The sequence below is a fragment of the Geodermatophilus normandii genome (genome assembly GCF_003182485.1).
Taxonomy (GTDB): Bacteria; Actinomycetota; Actinomycetes; order Mycobacteriales; family Geodermatophilaceae; genus Geodermatophilus; species Geodermatophilus normandii.
The window spans coordinates 964,233-981,375 of sequence record NZ_QGTX01000001.1 but is presented as its reverse complement, the minus strand read 5'-3'; the positions used below and the strand labels follow the sequence as shown (position 1 = coordinate 981,375).

16 protein-coding genes are annotated in these 17,143 nt (G+C 75.3%); 10 read left to right on the top strand and 6 right to left on the bottom strand.

From position 1 onward, the window contains the following. Nucleotides 1-199 precede the first annotated feature (199 nt). Nucleotides 200-1,312, top strand: coding sequence for an NDMA-dependent alcohol dehydrogenase (locus tag JD79_RS04910; protein ID WP_110004613.1), 1,113 nt, complete (start codon nt 200-202; stop codon nt 1,310-1,312). A 36-nt stretch (nt 1,313-1,348) separates the two neighbouring features. After that, the gene (locus tag JD79_RS04905; RefSeq protein WP_110004612.1) at nt 1,349-2,014 is read left to right on the top strand and encodes an HAD family hydrolase; all 666 of its coding nucleotides are present in this window, start codon (nt 1,349-1,351) and stop codon (nt 2,012-2,014) included. A gap of 95 nt (nt 2,015-2,109) precedes the next feature. On the opposite strand, the gene JD79_RS04900 is transcribed toward JD79_RS04905, so the two are convergent. The 4 genes from JD79_RS04900 to JD79_RS04885 form a co-directional block, all read right to left on the bottom strand. Next, nucleotides 2,110-3,078, bottom strand: coding sequence for a glucosyl-3-phosphoglycerate synthase (locus JD79_RS04900; RefSeq protein WP_110004611.1), 969 nt, complete (start codon nt 3,076-3,078; stop codon nt 2,110-2,112). 74 nt (nt 3,079-3,152) lie between these two features. Next, a complete protein-coding gene (locus JD79_RS04895; protein WP_110007439.1) occupies nt 3,153-5,303 on the bottom strand; it encodes a phage holin family protein in 2,151 nt (716 codons plus the stop codon). Further along, nucleotides 5,300-5,947, bottom strand: coding sequence for a DedA family protein (locus JD79_RS04890; protein ID WP_110004610.1), 648 nt, complete (start codon nt 5,945-5,947; stop codon nt 5,300-5,302). Before JD79_RS04890 ends, JD79_RS04895 begins: the two co-directional genes overlap by 4 nt. Beyond that, nucleotides 5,944-6,753 (bottom strand): MBL fold metallo-hydrolase, encoded by an 810-nt coding sequence (locus tag JD79_RS04885; RefSeq protein ID WP_110004609.1) that lies wholly within the window; start codon nt 6,751-6,753, stop codon nt 5,944-5,946. Before JD79_RS04885 ends, JD79_RS04890 begins: the two co-directional genes overlap by 4 nt. A gap of 118 nt (nt 6,754-6,871) precedes the next feature. On the opposite strand from JD79_RS04885, the gene JD79_RS04880 reads away from it, so the two are divergent. The 7 genes from JD79_RS04880 (at nt 6,872) to nrfD (ending at nt 13,710) form a co-directional block, all read left to right on the top strand. Beyond that, nucleotides 6,872-7,138 carry a hypothetical protein gene (locus JD79_RS04880; RefSeq protein WP_110004608.1) on the top strand — a complete coding sequence of 89 codons (267 nt, stop codon included), beginning with the start codon at nt 6,872-6,874 and terminating at the stop codon, nt 7,136-7,138. Between the two features lie 22 nt (nt 7,139-7,160). After that, nucleotides 7,161-7,565 carry an MmcQ/YjbR family DNA-binding protein gene (locus tag JD79_RS04875; protein WP_110004607.1) on the top strand — a complete coding sequence of 135 codons (405 nt, stop codon included), beginning with the start codon at nt 7,161-7,163 and terminating at the stop codon, nt 7,563-7,565. 124 nt (nt 7,566-7,689) lie between these two features. Further along, nucleotides 7,690-8,193 (top strand): hypothetical protein, encoded by a 504-nt coding sequence (locus JD79_RS04870; RefSeq protein WP_110004606.1) that lies wholly within the window; start codon nt 7,690-7,692, stop codon nt 8,191-8,193. A gap of 99 nt (nt 8,194-8,292) precedes the next feature. Beyond that, entirely contained in the window at nt 8,293-8,853 is a 561-nt protein-coding gene (locus tag JD79_RS24625) for a dehydrogenase (protein ID WP_110004605.1), read from the top strand. Nucleotides 8,854-8,865: 12 nt separating this feature from the next. Beyond that, on the top strand, nt 8,866-11,583 hold the full coding sequence (gene fdh / locus JD79_RS04860) for a formate dehydrogenase (protein WP_110004604.1): 2,718 nt from the start codon (nt 8,866-8,868) through the stop codon (nt 11,581-11,583). A gap of 10 nt (nt 11,584-11,593) precedes the next feature. Next, nucleotides 11,594-12,661 carry a 4Fe-4S dicluster domain-containing protein gene (locus tag JD79_RS04855; protein WP_110004603.1) on the top strand — a complete coding sequence of 356 codons (1,068 nt, stop codon included), beginning with the start codon at nt 11,594-11,596 and terminating at the stop codon, nt 12,659-12,661. Then, on the top strand, nt 12,658-13,710 hold the full coding sequence (gene nrfD, locus JD79_RS04850) for an NrfD/PsrC family molybdoenzyme membrane anchor subunit (RefSeq protein ID WP_110004602.1): 1,053 nt from the start codon (nt 12,658-12,660) through the stop codon (nt 13,708-13,710). Before JD79_RS04855 ends, nrfD begins: the two co-directional genes overlap by 4 nt. An 18-nt stretch (nt 13,711-13,728) precedes the next feature. Here nrfD and JD79_RS04845 read toward each other — a convergent pair whose 3' ends face one another. Both JD79_RS04845 and JD79_RS24180 read right to left on the bottom strand, forming a co-directional pair. Continuing rightward, on the bottom strand, nt 13,729-14,565 hold the full coding sequence (locus JD79_RS04845; RefSeq protein ID WP_110004601.1) for an SDR family oxidoreductase: 837 nt from the start codon (nt 14,563-14,565) through the stop codon (nt 13,729-13,731). Between the two features lie 20 nt (nt 14,566-14,585). Beyond that, nucleotides 14,586-16,703: a SpoIIE family protein phosphatase gene (locus JD79_RS24180; RefSeq protein ID WP_281270275.1), complete on the bottom strand. Its 2,118-nt coding sequence runs from the start codon at nt 16,701-16,703 to the stop codon at nt 14,586-14,588. Between the two features lie 200 nt (nt 16,704-16,903). On the opposite strand from JD79_RS24180, the gene JD79_RS22445 reads away from it, so the two are divergent. Further along, nucleotides 16,904-17,071, top strand: coding sequence for a hypothetical protein (locus tag JD79_RS22445; protein WP_170149120.1), 168 nt, complete (start codon nt 16,904-16,906; stop codon nt 17,069-17,071). Nucleotides 17,072-17,143: the final 72 nt, after the last annotated feature.

Here is a 17,143-nt window from a genome sequence, read left to right as displayed (position 1 = left end):
GTCGATACGGAACGACGCCAGCCGGTCGGGCCGTGTGCCCGTGTCCGATCCCCCCGTCCACCTGCACGCTCGTCCGGGACCCCGTCCGCTGGCACCCGGTGCCACCCGGCGTCGGGCGCCGGCAGGTCGTGGGGTTGGCTGGACGGCGCAGACGACGGCGTCCGCGGGGCGGCGCCGGGCCAGGAGGAGGACCGGACGGGTGGAGACCAGGGGAGCGGTGCTGCGCGGGGCGGGCACCGAGTACGAGATCGTCGACCTGGAGGTGGTGGACCCCGGGCCCGGTGAGGTCCTGGTCGAGATGGCCTACGCGGGCCTGTGCCACTCCGACGAGCACCTGCGGCACTCCAACCCCGGCGGCCGCTACCCGATCGTCGGCGGTCACGAGGGCTCCGGCGTCGTCCTGGCCGTCGGCCCCGGCGTCACGTCCGTCGCGCCCGGCGACCACGTCGTCACCAGCTTCCTGCCCGCGTGCGGGCACTGCCGGTACTGCGCCGGCGGCCGGTCCAACATCTGCGACAAGGGCGCCACGATCGCGATCGGGCAGCTGCCCACCGGTACCTATCCCTTCCGGCTCGACGGCGAGCCCCTCGGCGGGTTCTGCATCGTCGGCGCCTTCGCCCGTCACGCCGTGCTCAGCGAGTTCTCCTGCGTGCGCATCGACGCGCACCTGCCGCTGGACACCGCGGCACTGCTGGCCTGCAGCGTCCCCACCGGGTGGGGCTCGGCGGTCTACTCCGGCGGCACGCGCCCGGGCGACGTCGCCGTGGTGGTCGGGCTGGGTGGCGTGGGCGTCAACGCCGTCCAGGGCGCGGTGCACGCCGGCGCGGTGTACGTCATCGGTGTCGACCCGGTGGCCATGAAGCGGGAGTTCGCGCAGTCCCTGGGCGCGACCCACACCGTCGCCGACGCCCGCGAGGCCGCCTCGCTGGCCCGGGAGCTGTCGCGGGGCACCGGGGCCGACGTGGTGGTCGTGACCGTCGGCAAGATGTCGGCCGAGGTCATGGCCGGGGCGTCGGCGTGCGTGGGCAAGGGCGGCACGCTGGTGCTCACCGCCCTGGCCGACCACCCGCGGGAGGGCCACGTCGACCTCAACGGGCAGATGACCACGGTGTTCGAGCACCGCGTGCAGGGCTCGCTGTTCGGCTCGTGCAACCCCTTCCGCGACATCCCGATGCTGGCGCGGATGGCCGAGGAGGGCCGGCTGGAGCTCGACCGCCTGGTCACCCGCCGGTACTCCCTCGACGAGCTGACCCAGGGCTACCGCGACCAGGCGGCCGGCGAGACGGTCCGGGGGCTGCTCGTCCACGGCTGAGCGGTTGCCCGGGGCAGGGGTGGGCAGTGCCCGGGGATGAGCGCACCCCTGGTCGCCGTCCTCGACGTCGACGGCACGCTGGTCGACACCAACTACCAGCACGCGCTGGCCTGGTACCGGGCGCTCCGGTCGCTGGGCGAGACGTTCCCCGTCTGGCGGATCCACCGGCTCATCGGGATGGGCGGCGACCAGCTGGTCGCGGCGATCGGCGGGGACGCCCTCGACCAGCGGATCGGCGACGAGGCGCGCGAGCGCTGGGTCGAGCAGGTCGACCCGCTGCTGACCGAGGTCGCCCCGCTGCCCGGCGCCCGCGACCTCCTGGTGGGGCTGCGCGAGCGCGGCCACCGGGTGGTGCTGGCCAGCTCGGGCAAGCCGCACCACGTGGACCGGTACCTCGACCTGCTCGACGCGCGCGAGGTCGCCGAGGCGTGGACCACCAGCGAGGACGTGGAGTCGACGAAGCCCGCGCCGGACCTGCTGCAGGTGGCGCTGCAGAAGCTCGGCGAGCCCGAGGACGCCGCCAGCGTGGTGGTCGGTGACTCGGTGTGGGACGTGGAGGCGGCGAAGAAGGCGGGGATGCCCGCGGTGTCGGTCCGCTCGGGCGGCTTCGGCGACGACGAGCTGCGCGAGGCCGGCGCGCTCGCGGTGTTCGACACCCCGGGCGACCTGCTCGCCGGGCTGGGCGACACGCCGCTGGGCTGAGCCCGCCGTCCGCGACGGCGGGAGGGAGAGGTGTCCCGGGCTCGCTCGTGCTCTGCCCCCCATCGTGGGCAGAGCACGAGCGAGCGGAGGAGGGGTCAGACCGCCCCGGCCCGGGCGGCCCGGTACTCGGCGACGGTGGACATCGGCGGCCGCTCGTCGACGGCCACGGGCGTGCTGACCGGGTCGAAACCGCCGTCCCCGGCGCGGAACTGGGTGAGCAACCCGGCGGTGCCCGCGGCGCCGCTGCGGGCGAGCACCGCGGAGACCACCTGCCCGGCCATGCGGCCGAGCGCGTCGGTGTCCTGGGAGGTGTGCCGGCGCACCCCCAGGTCGACCTGCGCGAGCCCGCCCAGCCCCAGCAGGCCGAGAAGGTCGACCAGCAGGCCCACCTCCACGCCGTAGCCGGAGAGGAACGGCACGCGCTCGAGCGCCGCGCGCCGTCCCGCGTACTCGCCGCCCAGCGGCTGGACGACCCCGGCCAGCTCCGGCCACAGCGCGTTGAGCAGCGGCCGCGCGGTGAGCTCGGTGACCCGGCCGCCGCCGGCGGGCGTGACGCGGCCGCCGACCTCCAGCGGCCGGGTGTAGCAGCCCTTCACGTAGCCGACCTGCGGATCGGTGAGCAGCGGCGCGAGGAGGCCGGGCACGTAGTGGGTGACGTCGCCGAGCAGGTCGGCGTCGAGGAAGACGAGCAGGTCGCCGGTGGTGGCCGCCAGCGACTTCCACAGCGCCTCGCCCTTGCCGGGGCGGGTGCCGTGGGCGGGCAGCACGTCGGCCGCGGCGACGACGTCGGCCCCGGCGGCGCGGGCGACGTCGGCGGTGCGGTCGGTGGAGTCGGAGTCGACGACGAGCACCTCGTCGACCAGCGGCACCCGCCGCACCCACCGGTCGACCACCTCGCCGGCCAGCCGGCCGACGGTGGCCTCCTCGTCACGCGCGGGCAGGACCACGCTCACCCGGTGCCCGCCGCGGCGCTTGGCGCGCAGCAGCGCGGCGACGTCGAGGTCGGCGAGGGAGCGGGCGGAGGTCGTGCGGCCGGAGAACCAGGCGCGGGCGTCGGGTCGCATCCGCCCACTGTCGTGGAGGCCCGGCGCCGATGCCACGGTGCCGGGCGGCTGTTCACGCAGCCGTGGCCTGCCGGTCAGACGCGGCTGTGGTCCCGCAGCGCGGCCGGGCTGTCGGGTCCCACCAGGGCGCCGCGGCCGTCGGGCTCGGGATGGCCCAGCTCGGTCAGCCAGCCGCGGAGCACGCGGTGCAGGTGCTCCGCGCCGACGACCTCCCCGGGTGCGGACAGCAGCCGCGGGTGGGCGAGGAAGCCGCGCTGCTGCGGGCCGCCGAGGCCGCCGTGCGACCCGACGTGCGGCTCGAACGGCGAGGCCTCGTCGGTGTCGGGGTCGTACCGGCTGTTGACCATCACGTCCGGGCAGTGCGGGAACGACGACACCCGGGCGACCAGCGCGGGCGCGTGCTCGCCGTAGGGCGCCAGCGGGTCCTCGCCGATCACCACGCCGGAGGCGAGCCGGTGCAGGCCGTCGCGGCCGAGCACGACCGGCCCGTGCTCCTCGGAGTGCACCAGCGCGAACCCCACGCCGTCGTGGTCGACCAGCGCGGGCAGCAGGTCGGGCCAGTGGTGCTCGATCTCCTCCAGCGGCACCCGGCCGGGCAGGTCGGCGAAGGAGACGCCGGCGGTGTGCCCGGAGACGACGGCCACCACGCCTGGCGCCACCCGCGCGACCCGGCCCGGCTGCCCGGACGGCGTCCGGTGCGTGTGCTCACCGGCGCCGGCGGACTCGACCCGCTCGCGCAGCCGGCGGGCGATGACGCCCGGCCCCGACGCCGCCTCGGCGAGGGCGGAGGCGACCTGCCAGCCCTCGGCCGGACGGCGGCTGTCGCGGGGTTCGGGGCCGCGCTGCCCGGGAGCCGGCGAGCCGCCGCAGTGCCGGCCGACGAAGGACTCGATCGTCTCGCCGAAGCGCTGCGCGAACGCCTCGCCCTGGGTCTGGCCGTGGTCGGAGAGCAGGACCAGGTGGTAGTGCCGCGGCGCCAGCTCGGCGGCGCGGGCCAGCCGGCCGATCTGCTGGTCGATGCTGCGCAGCACCTCGAGGGTGTCGAAGCGCTCGACGCCGCTGTGGTGGGCCACCTCGTCGTAGCCGAGGAAGTCGGCGTAGACCGCCGGCCGGCCGGCGAGCATGTCCTCGAGGATCGCCGCGACGACGACGTCGCGGGCGATGACCGTCGTCCCCGGCCGGGCCAGCGGGTAGATGCCGCCGCGGCTCACCCGCGGCCGCACGTCGGCGCGGCGCTGCCGGGCCGCGGCGGCCAGCTCGCGGTAGACGTCGACGATCGAGACGCCCAGGGTGCGCAGCGCGTTCACCGGGTTGGCGAAGTAGGCGTAGTAGCCGGCACCCACCCGCTCCCGGCGCCGGATGCTGCGCCGCGCCGTCACCAGCGGCAGCGCGCTCATCGTGAGGCTGACGTGCGGGGCGTCGCCGCTGAACAGGTTCCCGCGGCTGGCGCCGCCGCCGGCGAGCAGTCCGCGGCCGTCGGAGTGCCGCCGCTCGACCTCCGCGGCGTCGGCCGGGTGGGAGACCGCGACGACGTGGTCGCGGTCCTTCTCGTAGTACCGGAACCCCGGGATGTCGTGGTTGGAGCCGTGCAGGATGCCGCACACGGCGGCGCCGGTCTGGGAGCTCCAGTCGGTGTGCCAGGACGTGAGCGCGTGGCTGCCCGACCGCAGCCAGGCGGCCAGGGTGGGCATCGACCCGTCGCGGACGGCGCGCCGGGCCGTGTCGGCGCCCAGCCCGTCGATCTGCAGGAACAGCACGCCGGGCGGGCAGGGGCCGGCGGAGGAGGCGCGGAGGGCCCGGCGCCGGGCGCGGCGGAAGAACACCTCGTCCTCGTCGATGGCCAGCGCGCTGCTCACCACCGCCGTCACCGCCGCCATCGCCACGACGACGAGCACCGCGGTGCCGAGGTCGGCCACCCGCACGCCCGGGATGGCGAAGGAGATGGCCAGCACCGCGGCGCCGAGCAGCAGGAAGCTGCCCAGGCCCAGCGTGAACAGCGCCAGGGGCAGCGCCACCCGCATCACCAGCGGCCAGACCACCCCCGCGAGCAGTCCCAGCAGCAGCGCGGCCAGCGGCGGCTGCCACCAGGCCGACATCTCGAAGCCGTCGAGCCACCGGTCGAGGACGACGAGGGCCAGCGTGGCCAGCACCCAGGTGAGCAGCACCCGCGCCGGCGCCCGGCCGCGGCCGAGCACCCGCCCGCGCGGGGAGTCCGACCGCGTCACGCCGGCCGGCACGGGGTCGGGCTGCTCTCGTCGGCGGGGTGCTCCTCCGGCTGGGGCTGCCGCCTGCGGCGCGACCCGGCCAGGTTGAGCACCGCGCCGACGACGAGGACCAGCAGCGTGGCCACCAGCGTCGCGACGAGCGGGCTGTCGAAGATGCCGCCGCTGGCCACCCCGAGCAGCGCGTAGGCGACCGCCCACAGGCCGGCGGCGAGCAGCGAGGCCGGCAGCAGGCGCCGCCAGGGGTAGGCCAGCGCGCCGGCGGCCAGCAGCACGGGGATGCGGCCCGCGGGCAGCAGCCGTCCGGCGACGACGATCTGCCAGCCGTGCCGGCGGAACTGCTCGCGGACCTCCTCGATGCGGTCGGCGTGCTGCCCGCGGGCCACCCAGCGCACCGCGGCCGGCCCGCCCGAGCGGCAGACGGCGAAGGTGACGACGTCGCCGAGCCAGGCGGCGAGGGTGGCCACCACGAGCACCGCGACCAGGTTCAGCTCGTGCGCGGTGATCGCGAAGGCGGCCGCCGCGCCGACCACCGCCCCCGTGGGCACCACCGGCACGATCGAGCCGAGCAGCACGCCGCCGAAGAGCACGGGGTAGCCGATCGAGGACCCGTCGGTCCAGCCGGAGGCGAGGGCGGCCGCGCTCACGGCGCACCCGCCGCGGTGGGGAGCTCGACGGCCCCGCCCGGCTCCGGGACGACGACGGTGGTGGACAGCCCGCGGGCGGCGACCGCCGCGGCGAAGTCGCGCGGCGGGGTGGCCAGCACCCGCCGGTACCGCCGCGCCAGGCCGGGCACGACCGTGCCGCCGGCCACGGTGAGCGTCCCCCAGTGCACCGGGACGGCGACCCGCGGGCGCACCCGCGCCATCGCGTCGGCCGCCCGCCCGGGGTCGAGGTGGCCCGGGCCGAGCGTCGGGCCCCAGCCCCACACGGGCACCAGCGCGACGTCGATCCCGCGGTCGCCGATGCGGTGCATCCCGTCGAACAGGTCGGTGTCCCCGCAGGCGTAGACGGTGGCGCCGGCTCCCTCGACCAGGTGACCGACGGCGGTGGTGTCGGGGCCGTGGGTCAGCCGCGGGCCCCAGCGGTGGCCGCTGTGCAACGCGGGGACGGCGGTGATCCGCAGGTCGCGGTGCACCAGCGACTCGCCGGGGCCCAGCTCGTCGACCCAGCGCACGCCGCGCGAGCGCAGCCACGCCCCGGCGCCGCGGGGCACGACCACGCGGACGTCGTCGTCGAGCAGCCGCAGGCTGGGCAGGTGCAGGTGGTCCTCGTGCAGGTGGCTGACCAGCACGAGGTCGACGCCGGCCCAGGTGGCCGCGGGCGGGAGGGGGACGACGCGGCGCAGCGGGCCGACGACGCGGGTGAGCACCGGATCGGTCAGCACGGTGCTGCCGGCCAGCTCGACGCGGACGGTCGAGTGGCCGATCCAGTGCAGCCCGGGACCATCCACCCGGCCAGTATCGACCCGGGCACCGACGGCTCCAGGGCCGTCGTCCCCCGCCCGGCGTCCTCGCCCCGGCGCGTCGCTCCGGGTGCGGCCGGGACGGATGCGTTCCACCATGCCTCCCATGACCTCAGCGGAGGGGGACCCGGGGTCGGGTCTGCGGACGGCGGAGCTGTCCGGTGAGCTGCGGCGCATGGCGCTGCACCTGGAGACCGCGGCGGTGCTGGAGTCGCGGGCGCAGCGCACCGCCGACCCGCTGCAGGGGACCGTCCTGCGCCGGCGCGCCGAGCAGCGGCGCCAGGAGGCGGCCCGGCTGCGCGAGCGGCTGGCCGCGTGCGGGCTGGCCCTGCCGCCCCGCGGACGGCGGACGCCGGGCGTGAGCCCGGCCTGACCCGGACGGCGCTGGGTTCCCCGTGGCCACCTGGGCGGACGTGCGACGCCTGGCGCTCGCCCTGCCCGGGACCGCCGAGGGCACCTCCTACGGCTGGCGGGCGTGGAAGGTGCGCGACCGGGCCTTCGTGTGGGAGCGCCCGCTGCGCCGCGCCGACCTCGAGCACCTCGGCGACGCCGCTCCCGACGGCTCGGTCCTCGGCGTCGCCGTCGCCGACGAGGGCGTCAAGCGGGCGCTGGTCGCCGACGACCCCGCCGTCTACCTGACGACGCCGCACTTCGACGGGTACGCCGCCGTGCTCGTGCGGCTCGACGCCATCGACGTCGGCGAGCTGGCCGAGCTGGTCACCGAGGCGTGGCTGGCCAAGGCGCCGAAGCGGCTGGCGCAGGAGCACCTCGCGGCGGAGCGGACCGGTCCCGCGACCTAGGGTCGGCACCCGGACGGACTCCCGGTACCGGGTCGTCCCGGTACCGCGCGCGAACCCCTGGCCGGGCGCGACGGGCTCTGGCATCTTCCGCCGCCGTCCCGTTCCCGTGATCACAGGAGTTCCCGTGCGTCTGCGTTCCCTCGTCGCCGGCACCGCCCTCGCCGCGACGTCCGTCCTCACCCTCGCCGGCCCCGCCGCGGCCGCGCCGAAGCCCGTCTACGAGGCCGACGTCGTCGGCGTCGTGCAGGTCGACCGCGGCGACCGGACCGTGGCGCAGGTCCAGGTGCGCTACCGGTGCGCCCCCGGCGAGGAGCTGGGCCTGTGGGTCTCGGTCAAGCAGACCCCCGACCGCACGGCCGACCCCCGGCTGGAGGGGGAGGGCAGCAGCGGCATCTCCGCGGCGTGGAGCGACAGCCACCGCAACGCCTTCACCTGCGACGGGCGCACCCACCTGGGCACCTTCACCGTCGACCAGACCGAGCCCTGGTACGTCCCGGGCCAGGCGCGGCCCGCGCAGGGCCCGCTGGCCAAGGGCGAGGCCTACGTGCAGTTCTGCCTCACCGACCCGGACGCCGCGGGGCCCGAGGGCCTGCTGCTGAGCCACAGCGAGTTCGTGCACGTGCGCTGACGCGCGGGCGGGCGGGCGGGCGGTGCCGGACGGGGACGTCCGGCACCGCCGCGTCCGGTCCGCGCGCCGGATCGCGCCGGGAGTGGCAGAGTCCACACGGTGAAGACCTGGCTCGACGCCTGGCCGGTGTTCCGGCAGCTGACCGGCCCCGACCCGCTCGGACGCGGCGCGGCGGCGCGCAGCAAGGCGACGGAGAACGTGGTGAGCCGCACGGCCACCGCCGACCGCGTCGTGCAGAGCGTGTGCCCCTACTGCGCGGTGGGTTGCGGGCAGCGGATCTTCGTGCAGGACGAGAAGATCGTCCAGATCGAGGGCGATCCGGACTCGCCGATCAGCCGCGGCCGGCTGTGCCCCAAGGGCAGCGCCAGCAAGTCGCTGGTCACCAGCCCGACCCGCGTGACGACGGTCAAGTACCGCCGTCCCTACGGGACGGAGTGGGAGGACCTCGAGCTCGACACGGCGATGGAGATGATCGCCGACCGCGTCCTGGAGGCCCGGCGCAAGGGCTGGCAGGACGAGAACGACGGCAAGCGCGTGAACCGCACCATGGGGATGGCGAGCCTCGGAGGAGCGACCCTCGACAACGAGGAGAACTACCTCATGAAGAAGCTCTACAGCGCCCTGGGCGCGATCCAGATCGAGAACCAGGCGCGCATATAGCACTCCGCCACGGTGCCCGGTCTGGGTGCCTCGTTCGGTCGTGGCGGTGCCACGAACTCCCAGGAAGACCTCGCGAACTCCGACTGCATCGTCATCGAGGGTTCGAACATGGCCGAGTGCCACCCGGTGGGATTCCAGTGGGTGGCGGAGGCCAAGGCGCGCGGCGCCAAGGTGATCCACGTCGACCCGCGGTTCACCCGCACCAGCGCGATCGCCGACCTGCACGTGCCGCTGCGCATGGGCACCGACATCGCCTTCCTCGGCGGCCTGATCCGGTACGTGCTCGACAACGAGCTCTACTTCAAGGAGTACGTGGTCGCCTACACCAACGCCGCGGCGCTGGTGGGCGAGGACTTCGTCGACGCCGAGGACCTCGGTGGCCTGTTCTCGGGCTTCGACCCGGAGAACAACCAGTACGACGAGGCGAGCTGGCAGTACGAGCCGGAGGAGCCGCCGCACTCGGGCTCCGACGACCCGGCAGGGGCCGCGGAGCAGGACCGCAGGGAGCAGCACCCCGAGGTCAAGAAGACCGACAAGGCGCAGGCGGCCGGCAGCGGCGGCCCGCCGATCGCGGCCAAGCCGAAGCGGGACGAGACGCTGCAGCACCCGCGCACGGTCTTCCAGGTCCTCAAGCGGCACTTCGCCCGCTACACCCCGGAGATGGTGGCCGAGGTCTGCGGCATCGAGCCGGAGGTGTTCCTGCAGGTCGCCCGCTGGGTGACCGAGAACAGCAAGCGGGACCGGACGACGGCGTGGGTCTACTCGGTGGGCTGGACGCAGCACAGCGTCGGCGCGCAGTACATCCGCACCTGCTCGATCCTGCAGACCCTGCTGGGCAACATCGGCCGTCCCGGCGGCGGCATCCTCGCGCTGCGCGGGCACGCCAGCATCCAGGGCTCGACCGACGTCCCGACGCTGTACAACCTGCTGCCGGGCTACCTGCCGATGCCGCACGCCCTGCAGCACGGGTCGCTCGACGAGTACTGCGCGGACGCGGCCGGCAAGGCCGGGTTCTGGGGCAACAAGCGGGCCTACACGGTCAGTCTGCTCAAGGCCTGGTGGGGCGACGCCGCCACCGCGGAGAACGACTTCTGCTTCGACTACATCCCGAAGATCGACGGCGACCACAGCTCCTACCGGACGATCAAGGACATGATCGAGGGGAAGGTCTCCGGCTACTTCCTGGTCGGTGAGAACCCCACGGTCGGGCACCCCAACGGCCGGATGAACCGGTTCGGGCTGGCCAACCTGGACTGGCTGGTCGTGCGCGACCTGCAGATGATCGAGTCGGCGACCTTCTGGAAGGAGTCGCCGGAGATCGAGACCGGCGAGCTGGCGCCCGAGACGATCGCGACCGAGGTCTTCTTCGTGCCCGCGGCGTCGCACGCGGAGAAGGAGGGGACCTTCACCCAGACGCAGCGGCTGCTGCAGTGGCGGCACAAGGCCGTCGAGCCGCCGGGTGACGCCACGAGCGACCTGTGGTTCTACTTCCACCTCGGCCGCATCCTGCGCGAGCGACTGGCGGACTCCACCGATCCGCGGGACCGCCCGCTGCTGGACCTGACCTGGGACTACCCCACCCACGGACCCGACCGGGAGCCCAGCGCCGACGCCGTCCTCCGTGAGATCAACGGCGTGGGCCCCGACGGGCACGCGGTGTCGGGCTACATGGACCTCAAGGACGACGGCTCGACGACGTGCGGCTGCTGGATCTACTCCGGCGTCTACGCCGACGAGGTCAACCAGGCCGCCCGCCGCAAGCCGGGCCGCGAGCAGGGCCAGGTCGCCTCCGAGTGGGGCTGGGCCTGGCCGTACAACCGGCGCATCCTCTACAACCGCGCCTCGGCCGACCCCGACGGCAAGCCGTGGAGCGAGCGCAAGAAGTACGTGTACTGGGACTCCGAGGCCGGTCGCTGGACCGGCGCCGACAACCCGGACTTCGAGGCGACCAAGCGGCCGGACTACGTGCCGCCGGACGGGGCCCGGGCGCAGGACGCGATCGGCGGCGCCGACCCGTTCATCATGCAGGGGGACGGGAAGGCCTGGCTGTACGCGCCCGCCGGCGTGGTCGACGGCCCGCTGCCGACGCACTACGAGCCGGCGGAGTCCGTCGTCGAGAACGCCCTGTACAAGCAGCAGGCCAACCCGACGATCGAGCACATCGAGGGGCCGTGGAACCGCGAGAACCCCTCGCTGAGCCCGGTCTTCCCGTTCCAGGTCACCACCTACCGGCTCACCGAGCACCACACCGCCGGCGGGATGAGCCGCACGCTGCCCTACCTGTCCGAGCTCCAGCCGGAGTTCTTCGTCGAGGTGAGCCCGGAGCTCGCCGCGCTGCGCGGCCTGACCAACGGGGAGTACGCCACGCTGGTCAGCACGCGGACCGCGATCGAGGCGAAGGTGCTGGTCACCGAGCGGATGCGGCCGATCCGGCTGCGCAGCGGCCAGGTCGTGCACCAGATCGGCATGCCCTACCACTGGTCCTACAGCGGCATCTCGACCGGCGACTCGGCCAACGACCTGCTCGGGATCGTGCTCGACCCGAACACCCACATCCAGGAGGACAAGGTCAGCACCGCCGACATCCGGCCGGGACGGCGCCCGCGGGGCCCGGCGCTGATCGAGTTCGTGGAGTCCTACCGCCGGCGGGCCGGCGTCGACTCCGGACGGGTCGGGGTGAACGGCCGCGACCCGGTCGCCGCCGAGGCCGGCGAGGGATCCCAGCAGTGAGGAGTCCGGCATGACCTCGATCAGCTCGGCGAGCGCGGCCTTCACCGGGCACGACCCGGAGAACCGGCTCTACGGGCCGGTGCCGGACGTGACCGGGCAGGCCGGCTACGACACCGACCACCCGGCGCGCGTGGGCTTCTTCACCGACACCTCGGTGTGCATCGGCTGCAAGGCCTGCGAGGTGGCGTGCAAGGAGTGGAACACCCTGCCGATGGACGACGCGCACGGCGTGCGCGACGTCATCGGGCTGTCCGGGATGTCCTACGACAACACCGGCCAGCTGGGCGCCAACTCCTGGCGGCACGTGGCCTTCATCGAGCAGAGCCGCACCGTGGACCTGCCGACGCCGACCTTCGGGCGGCCCGGGGACGACCGCGGGGGCTCCGGGCCGTCGGTCGCCGAGGGCCAGAACGACGAGAGCCTGGCGAGGGCGCAGCAGTCCGGCGTCCTCAACGCCGAGGCGCTGAGCGAGTTCGACCCGCAGACGGGGCAGACCGGGTCGGACAAGCAGATCCGCTGGCTGATGAGCTCCGACGTCTGCAAGCACTGCACGCACGCCGGCTGCCTCGACGTCTGCCCGACCGGTGCCCTGTTCCGCACCGAGTTCGGCACCGTCGTCGTGCAGGGTGACATCTGCAACGGCTGCGGCTACTGCGTGCCCTCCTGCCCGTACGGGGTCATCGACCAGCGCAAGGACGACGGCCGGGTCTTCAAGTGCACGATGTGCTACGACCGGCTGACCGACGGGCTGCAGCCGGCCTGCGCCACCGCCTGCCCCACGCAGTCGATCCAGTTCGGCAACCTCGACGAGCTGCAGGCCCGTGCCGACGCGCGGCTGGCCACGCTGAAGGGCCAGGGCGTGGAGACCGCGCGGCTCTACGGCCGCGACGAGGACGACGGCGTCGGCGGGGCCGGGGCGTTCTTCCTGCTGCTCGACGAGCCGGAGGTCTACGGCCTGCCGCCGGACCCGGTGGTCACCACCCGCGACCTGCCCTCGATGTGGCGGTCGGCCGCGGCCGGCGCCGTCATGATCGCCGGCGTCGTGCTCTCGGCCTTCGTCGGACGGCGGCCGCGGTGACCGAGGGACTGGCCACGCCCGGGGCCGGCTGGCGGCGGGCCGACGGCCCCGCCGCGGAGGCCCGCGGCAAGCGGCGGCGCCGGGGAGGGCGGCGCGGCGGTGGCGGCGAGGTGCCGATGGTCGAGGACGCCCAGTTCACGTCGTACTACGGCCGGCCGATCATCAAGCCGCCGGTGTGGAAGTCACCGGACGTCCCGCTGTACCTGTTCCTCGGCGGGATGGCCGGGTCGTCGTCGATCATCGCCGCGGTGGCCGACGTGACGGGCCGGCCCTCGCTCACCCGCACCGCCCGGTACACCGCCGGCGGCGGGGCGATCGCCTCGGTGGTCTTCCTCATCCACGACCTCGGCCGGCCCGAGCGCTTCCTGCACATGCTGCGGGTGTTCAAGCCGACCTCGCCGCTGTCGGTCGGCTCCTACATCCTGGCGCCGTTCGGGGCGGCGGCCGGGGCGACGGCGGCCGTGGAGCTGCTGGGCTGGTTCCCGCGGCTCAAGCGCTTCGGCGGCGTGGTCTCGGCGCTGTTCGGCGGGCCGCTGGCCACCTACACGGCCGTGCTGCTGGCCAACACCGCGGTGCCCTCGTGGCACGCCGCCCACGACGAGCTGCCGTTCGTCTTCGGCGGCTCGGCGATGGCGGCCGGCGGGGGCGTGACCATGATCTTCACGCCGGTGGCCGAGGCCGGACCCTCGCGGCGGACCGCGGTGGCCGGTGCGGCGATCGAGCTCGCGGTGATGCACCGGGTGGAGAGCGGGCACGGCATCGTCAGCGAGCCGTACCACGAGGGCCGCCCCGGGACGCTGCTGCGGATCGCCAGGGGCTGCACCGCCGCGGGCGCCGCGCTGACCGTCGTCGCCGGGCGGAAGCGGGCCGGTGCGGTGGTGGCCGGGGTGCTGCTGGCGGCCGGGTCGCTGCTCACCCGCTTCGGCGTCTTCGAGGCCGGGCTGGTCTCGGCCAGGGACCCGAAGTACACCGTCGTCCCCCAGCGGGAGCGCCTGGCCGCACGGGAGCTCGCGCGGGAGAACGGGCACGCCCCGACCGTCACCCGCTGAGGGCGGCCCCCTGTAGCGCTAGTGGCTCCCGGGCCGGCCGGCGAGGTGCTCGGCGAACGTGCGGGGCGGGCGGCCGAGCAGCGCGGTGAGCACCCGCGGGCTGCCGGTGAACCCGTGCGCGCGGTAGGAGGCGAACATCGCGCGCAGGCACCGGCGGGCGTAGGAGCCGTCGTCGGCCGGAGGGTCGGCGTCGACGGCGGTCACCTCCCGGCCCAGGTGCGCGCCGGCGAGCCGGGCGACGTCGGGCGCGGTGAGCTCGTGCGGCCCGGCCGCCTCGAAGGTGCCACTGTCCAGACCGTCCTCGGTGAGCAGCACGGCCGCGGCCTCGGCGACGTCGCGCAGGTCGACGAACGACTGCGCGCGCTCCAGCCCCCACGAGCTGGGCAGCCGGCCGCTGTCGGAGGCGGCGGCGACCTGCGCGTCGAGGTTGTCGGCGTAGGCGCACGGCTGCAGCACCCGCCAGCGGGCGGCGGTGCCGGCGACGGCGTCGTCGAGCGCCTCCTCCACGCGGTCCTTGGCGGCGTGGTGCGGCATCGACCGCAGCTGCGGCCGCAGCACCGAGTGGTAGACCAGCCGCCCCACCCCGGCGCGCGCGGCGGCCCGCAGGACGGCGGGGGCGCCGGTCTCCTCGCGCGGGTCGAAGTTCGGCCAGACCAGGTACAGGGCGCCGGCGCCGGCCAGCACGGGGGTGAGGTCGCCGGTGAGGTCGGCGGCGACGACCTCGGCGCCCAGCGCCTCGAGCTCCGGCCGCGGCCCGGGGGTGGCGACGACGGCGCGCACCCGCTCGCCGCGCGCCCGCAGCGCCCCGACGACGGCGGTGCCGGTGGGTCCGCCCGCGGCGGTCACGACGATCACGGGCCGACCCCAGGCCCGGCTCAGGAGGCCGCGGGGTCCGCCGGCACCGAGCCGGGGACGTCGACCGGCCCGGCGGCGCGCGGCCGGGGCCGGTCCTGGGGGTGCAGGCGGACGGCGACCAGCGCGACGTCGTCGTCGGGGTGGCCGTCGACCATGTGCTGGACGAGCAGGTCGCAGAGCTCCTGCAGCGGCCGGTCGCCGAGGTCGGCCAGCGCCGAGACGAGCCGGGCGGTGCCGGCGTCGAGGTCGGCGTCGCGGCGCTCGACCAGGCCGTCGGTGTAGAGCAGCACGGTGGCGCCACGCTCGAGCTCGACGACCCACTCGCGCCGGGGCGCCTCCGGGTCGACACCGAGCAGCATGTCGGCGCGCTCGGTGGCGAGGACGCGGACGTCGCCGCCGGACGTGAGCAGGATCGGCGGGGTGTGCCCGGCGTTGGACCACCGCATCCGGGTGGTGCCCCGGTCGATCTCGCCCGGCGTCTGCTCGAAGCGGGCGACCGCGGCGGTGGCGAGGGTGCGGAAGCGCAGCAGCTCCATCGCGCGGTCGAGGTCGCTCAGCACCGCGGCGGGCCCGGCGCCGGTGCTCAGCGCGATGCCGCGGACGAGGCTGCGCAGCTGGCCCATCGTCGCGGCGGCGGCCGAGTCGTGTCCGGCGACGTCGCCGATGACCAGCGTCGTCGCGCCGTCGGCCTGCAGGAAGGCGTCGTACCAGTCGCCGCCGACGGCGGCCGCCTCGGCGGCGGGGAAGTAGCGGACGACGATCTCGGCGTGGTCGGGCTCCGGCGGCGCGGTGAGCATCGAGTGCTGCAGCTGCAGGGCCAGCTGGCGCTGGGCGCCGTAGAGGCGGGCGTTGTCGAGGGCCATGCCGAGGCGGTCGGCGACGTCGCGGAGGGTGGCGACCTCGTCGGCGGTCGGGGAGCGGCCGTCGAGGTAGAGCAGCGAGACCAGGCCCAGGGTGTGGCTGCGCCCGCGCAGCGGCAGGGCGAGCGCCGCGTGGGGAGCCAGCCGGGCCAGCAGCTCGCGTGGCTCGCCGGCCGGCGTGGTGGCCAGCGTCTGCTCGCCGTCGAGCTGCAGGGGCTCGCCGGTGGTGAGCATCCGGGCCACCGCGGGGATGCCGGCGAGGGCGGCCGCGCGGGACCGGGCGTAGCGCTGCAGCAGGTCACGGGAGCCCTCGTCGGCGTGCCAGCTGCTCACGGTCCGGGTGTGGCCGTGCTCGTCGAGGACGCTGACGATGCAGGCGTCGGCGAGGGCGGGGACGACCATCCGCGGCACCTGGCCGGTGGCGACGTCGGCGTCCATCGACCCGGCCAGCTCGGTGCTGATGCGCGCCACGGTGAGCGTCCGCTCGGCGGTGCGGCGCAGCTCCTCCTGGGCGCGGACGCGGTCGGTGACCTCGAGGAAGTAGACCGACAGGCCGTCCGTCGTCGGCCAGGCGCGCAGCTCGTACCAGCCGTCCAGCGGTGCGGGGTAGTACGCCTCGAAGGACACCGGCTCGCGGGTCAGCACGGCGCGGCGGTAGCTCTCCTCGAACAGGGAGCTCACCGCGGCGGGGAAGGCGTCCCAGATGACCTCGCCGAGCAGGTCCTCGCGCCGGCGGCCCAGCAGCCGCTCGGCCTCGGCGTTGAGGTGCGTGAAGCGCCAGTCGGGGCTCAGCGAGTAGAAGCCGGCCGGCATCGCCTCCAGGACCTCGGCCACGCCGAGGGCCTCGCCACGCTGGTCGGTGACGTCGTAGGCCACGCCGAGCAGCCGGGTGGCCACCCCGTGGACGTCGGCGAGCGCCCGGCCCTGGGCCGAGATCCAGCGGGTGACGGCGCCGGGCAGGCAGATGCGGTAGAGCGCGCTGAACTCACCGGACTCGTCGACGGCGGTCTGCAGCGCCGCGACGACCTCGTCGCGGTCGTCGGGGTGCAGCCGGGCGGTGAAGCCGTCGATCGTGCGCTCGAAGGTCGCGTCGTCGTAGCCGAACAGCGCCACGAGCCGCTCGTCCCAGTCGAGCACGCCGGTGACGAGGTCCCAGTCGAAGGTCCCGATGCCGGCGGCCTGCATCGCCAGCTCGCCGCGCAGCGACGCGGCCATCTCGTCGACGTGCTGGCGGGCCGGGGCGCTCCCGAGCGGCCCGGTCTGTCCTGCGTCCCCCACGGTGCCCTTCCCGGTCGCGCAGCCTGCGCGGGTGATCCCGTCCCGGTGGCTGGAGACGCGGTCCCGTCATGTGTACCCGGCCGGTCCGTTGTGGGCAATCCATCAGGTGCGGATCACACGTCCTCCCCATGTCTCGCCGTGCCCTCCTCCGGGTAACCCACCCGCAGACCACGGGGGCCGTCCGTCGGCTGGGGGACCACGTGCCGTGGTGGGTGTGGGTGATCGTGCTGTGGGTGGTCCTCGGGACCGCGTTGGCGGTGAGCGTGGGCAAGGTGGTCGAGGCGGCCGACCGGCGTGAGCTCAGGGGCCAGCGGCCCGCTCGTGCCGACGAGGAGAAGGCGCCGCCCGAGGGTCGCCGGGCCTCGTGAGACCGGCCGCGTCCCGGCGGTACCGGCCTGCGCGGATCCCCGACGCTCCGTAGCCTGACCGTGCCGAGGCGT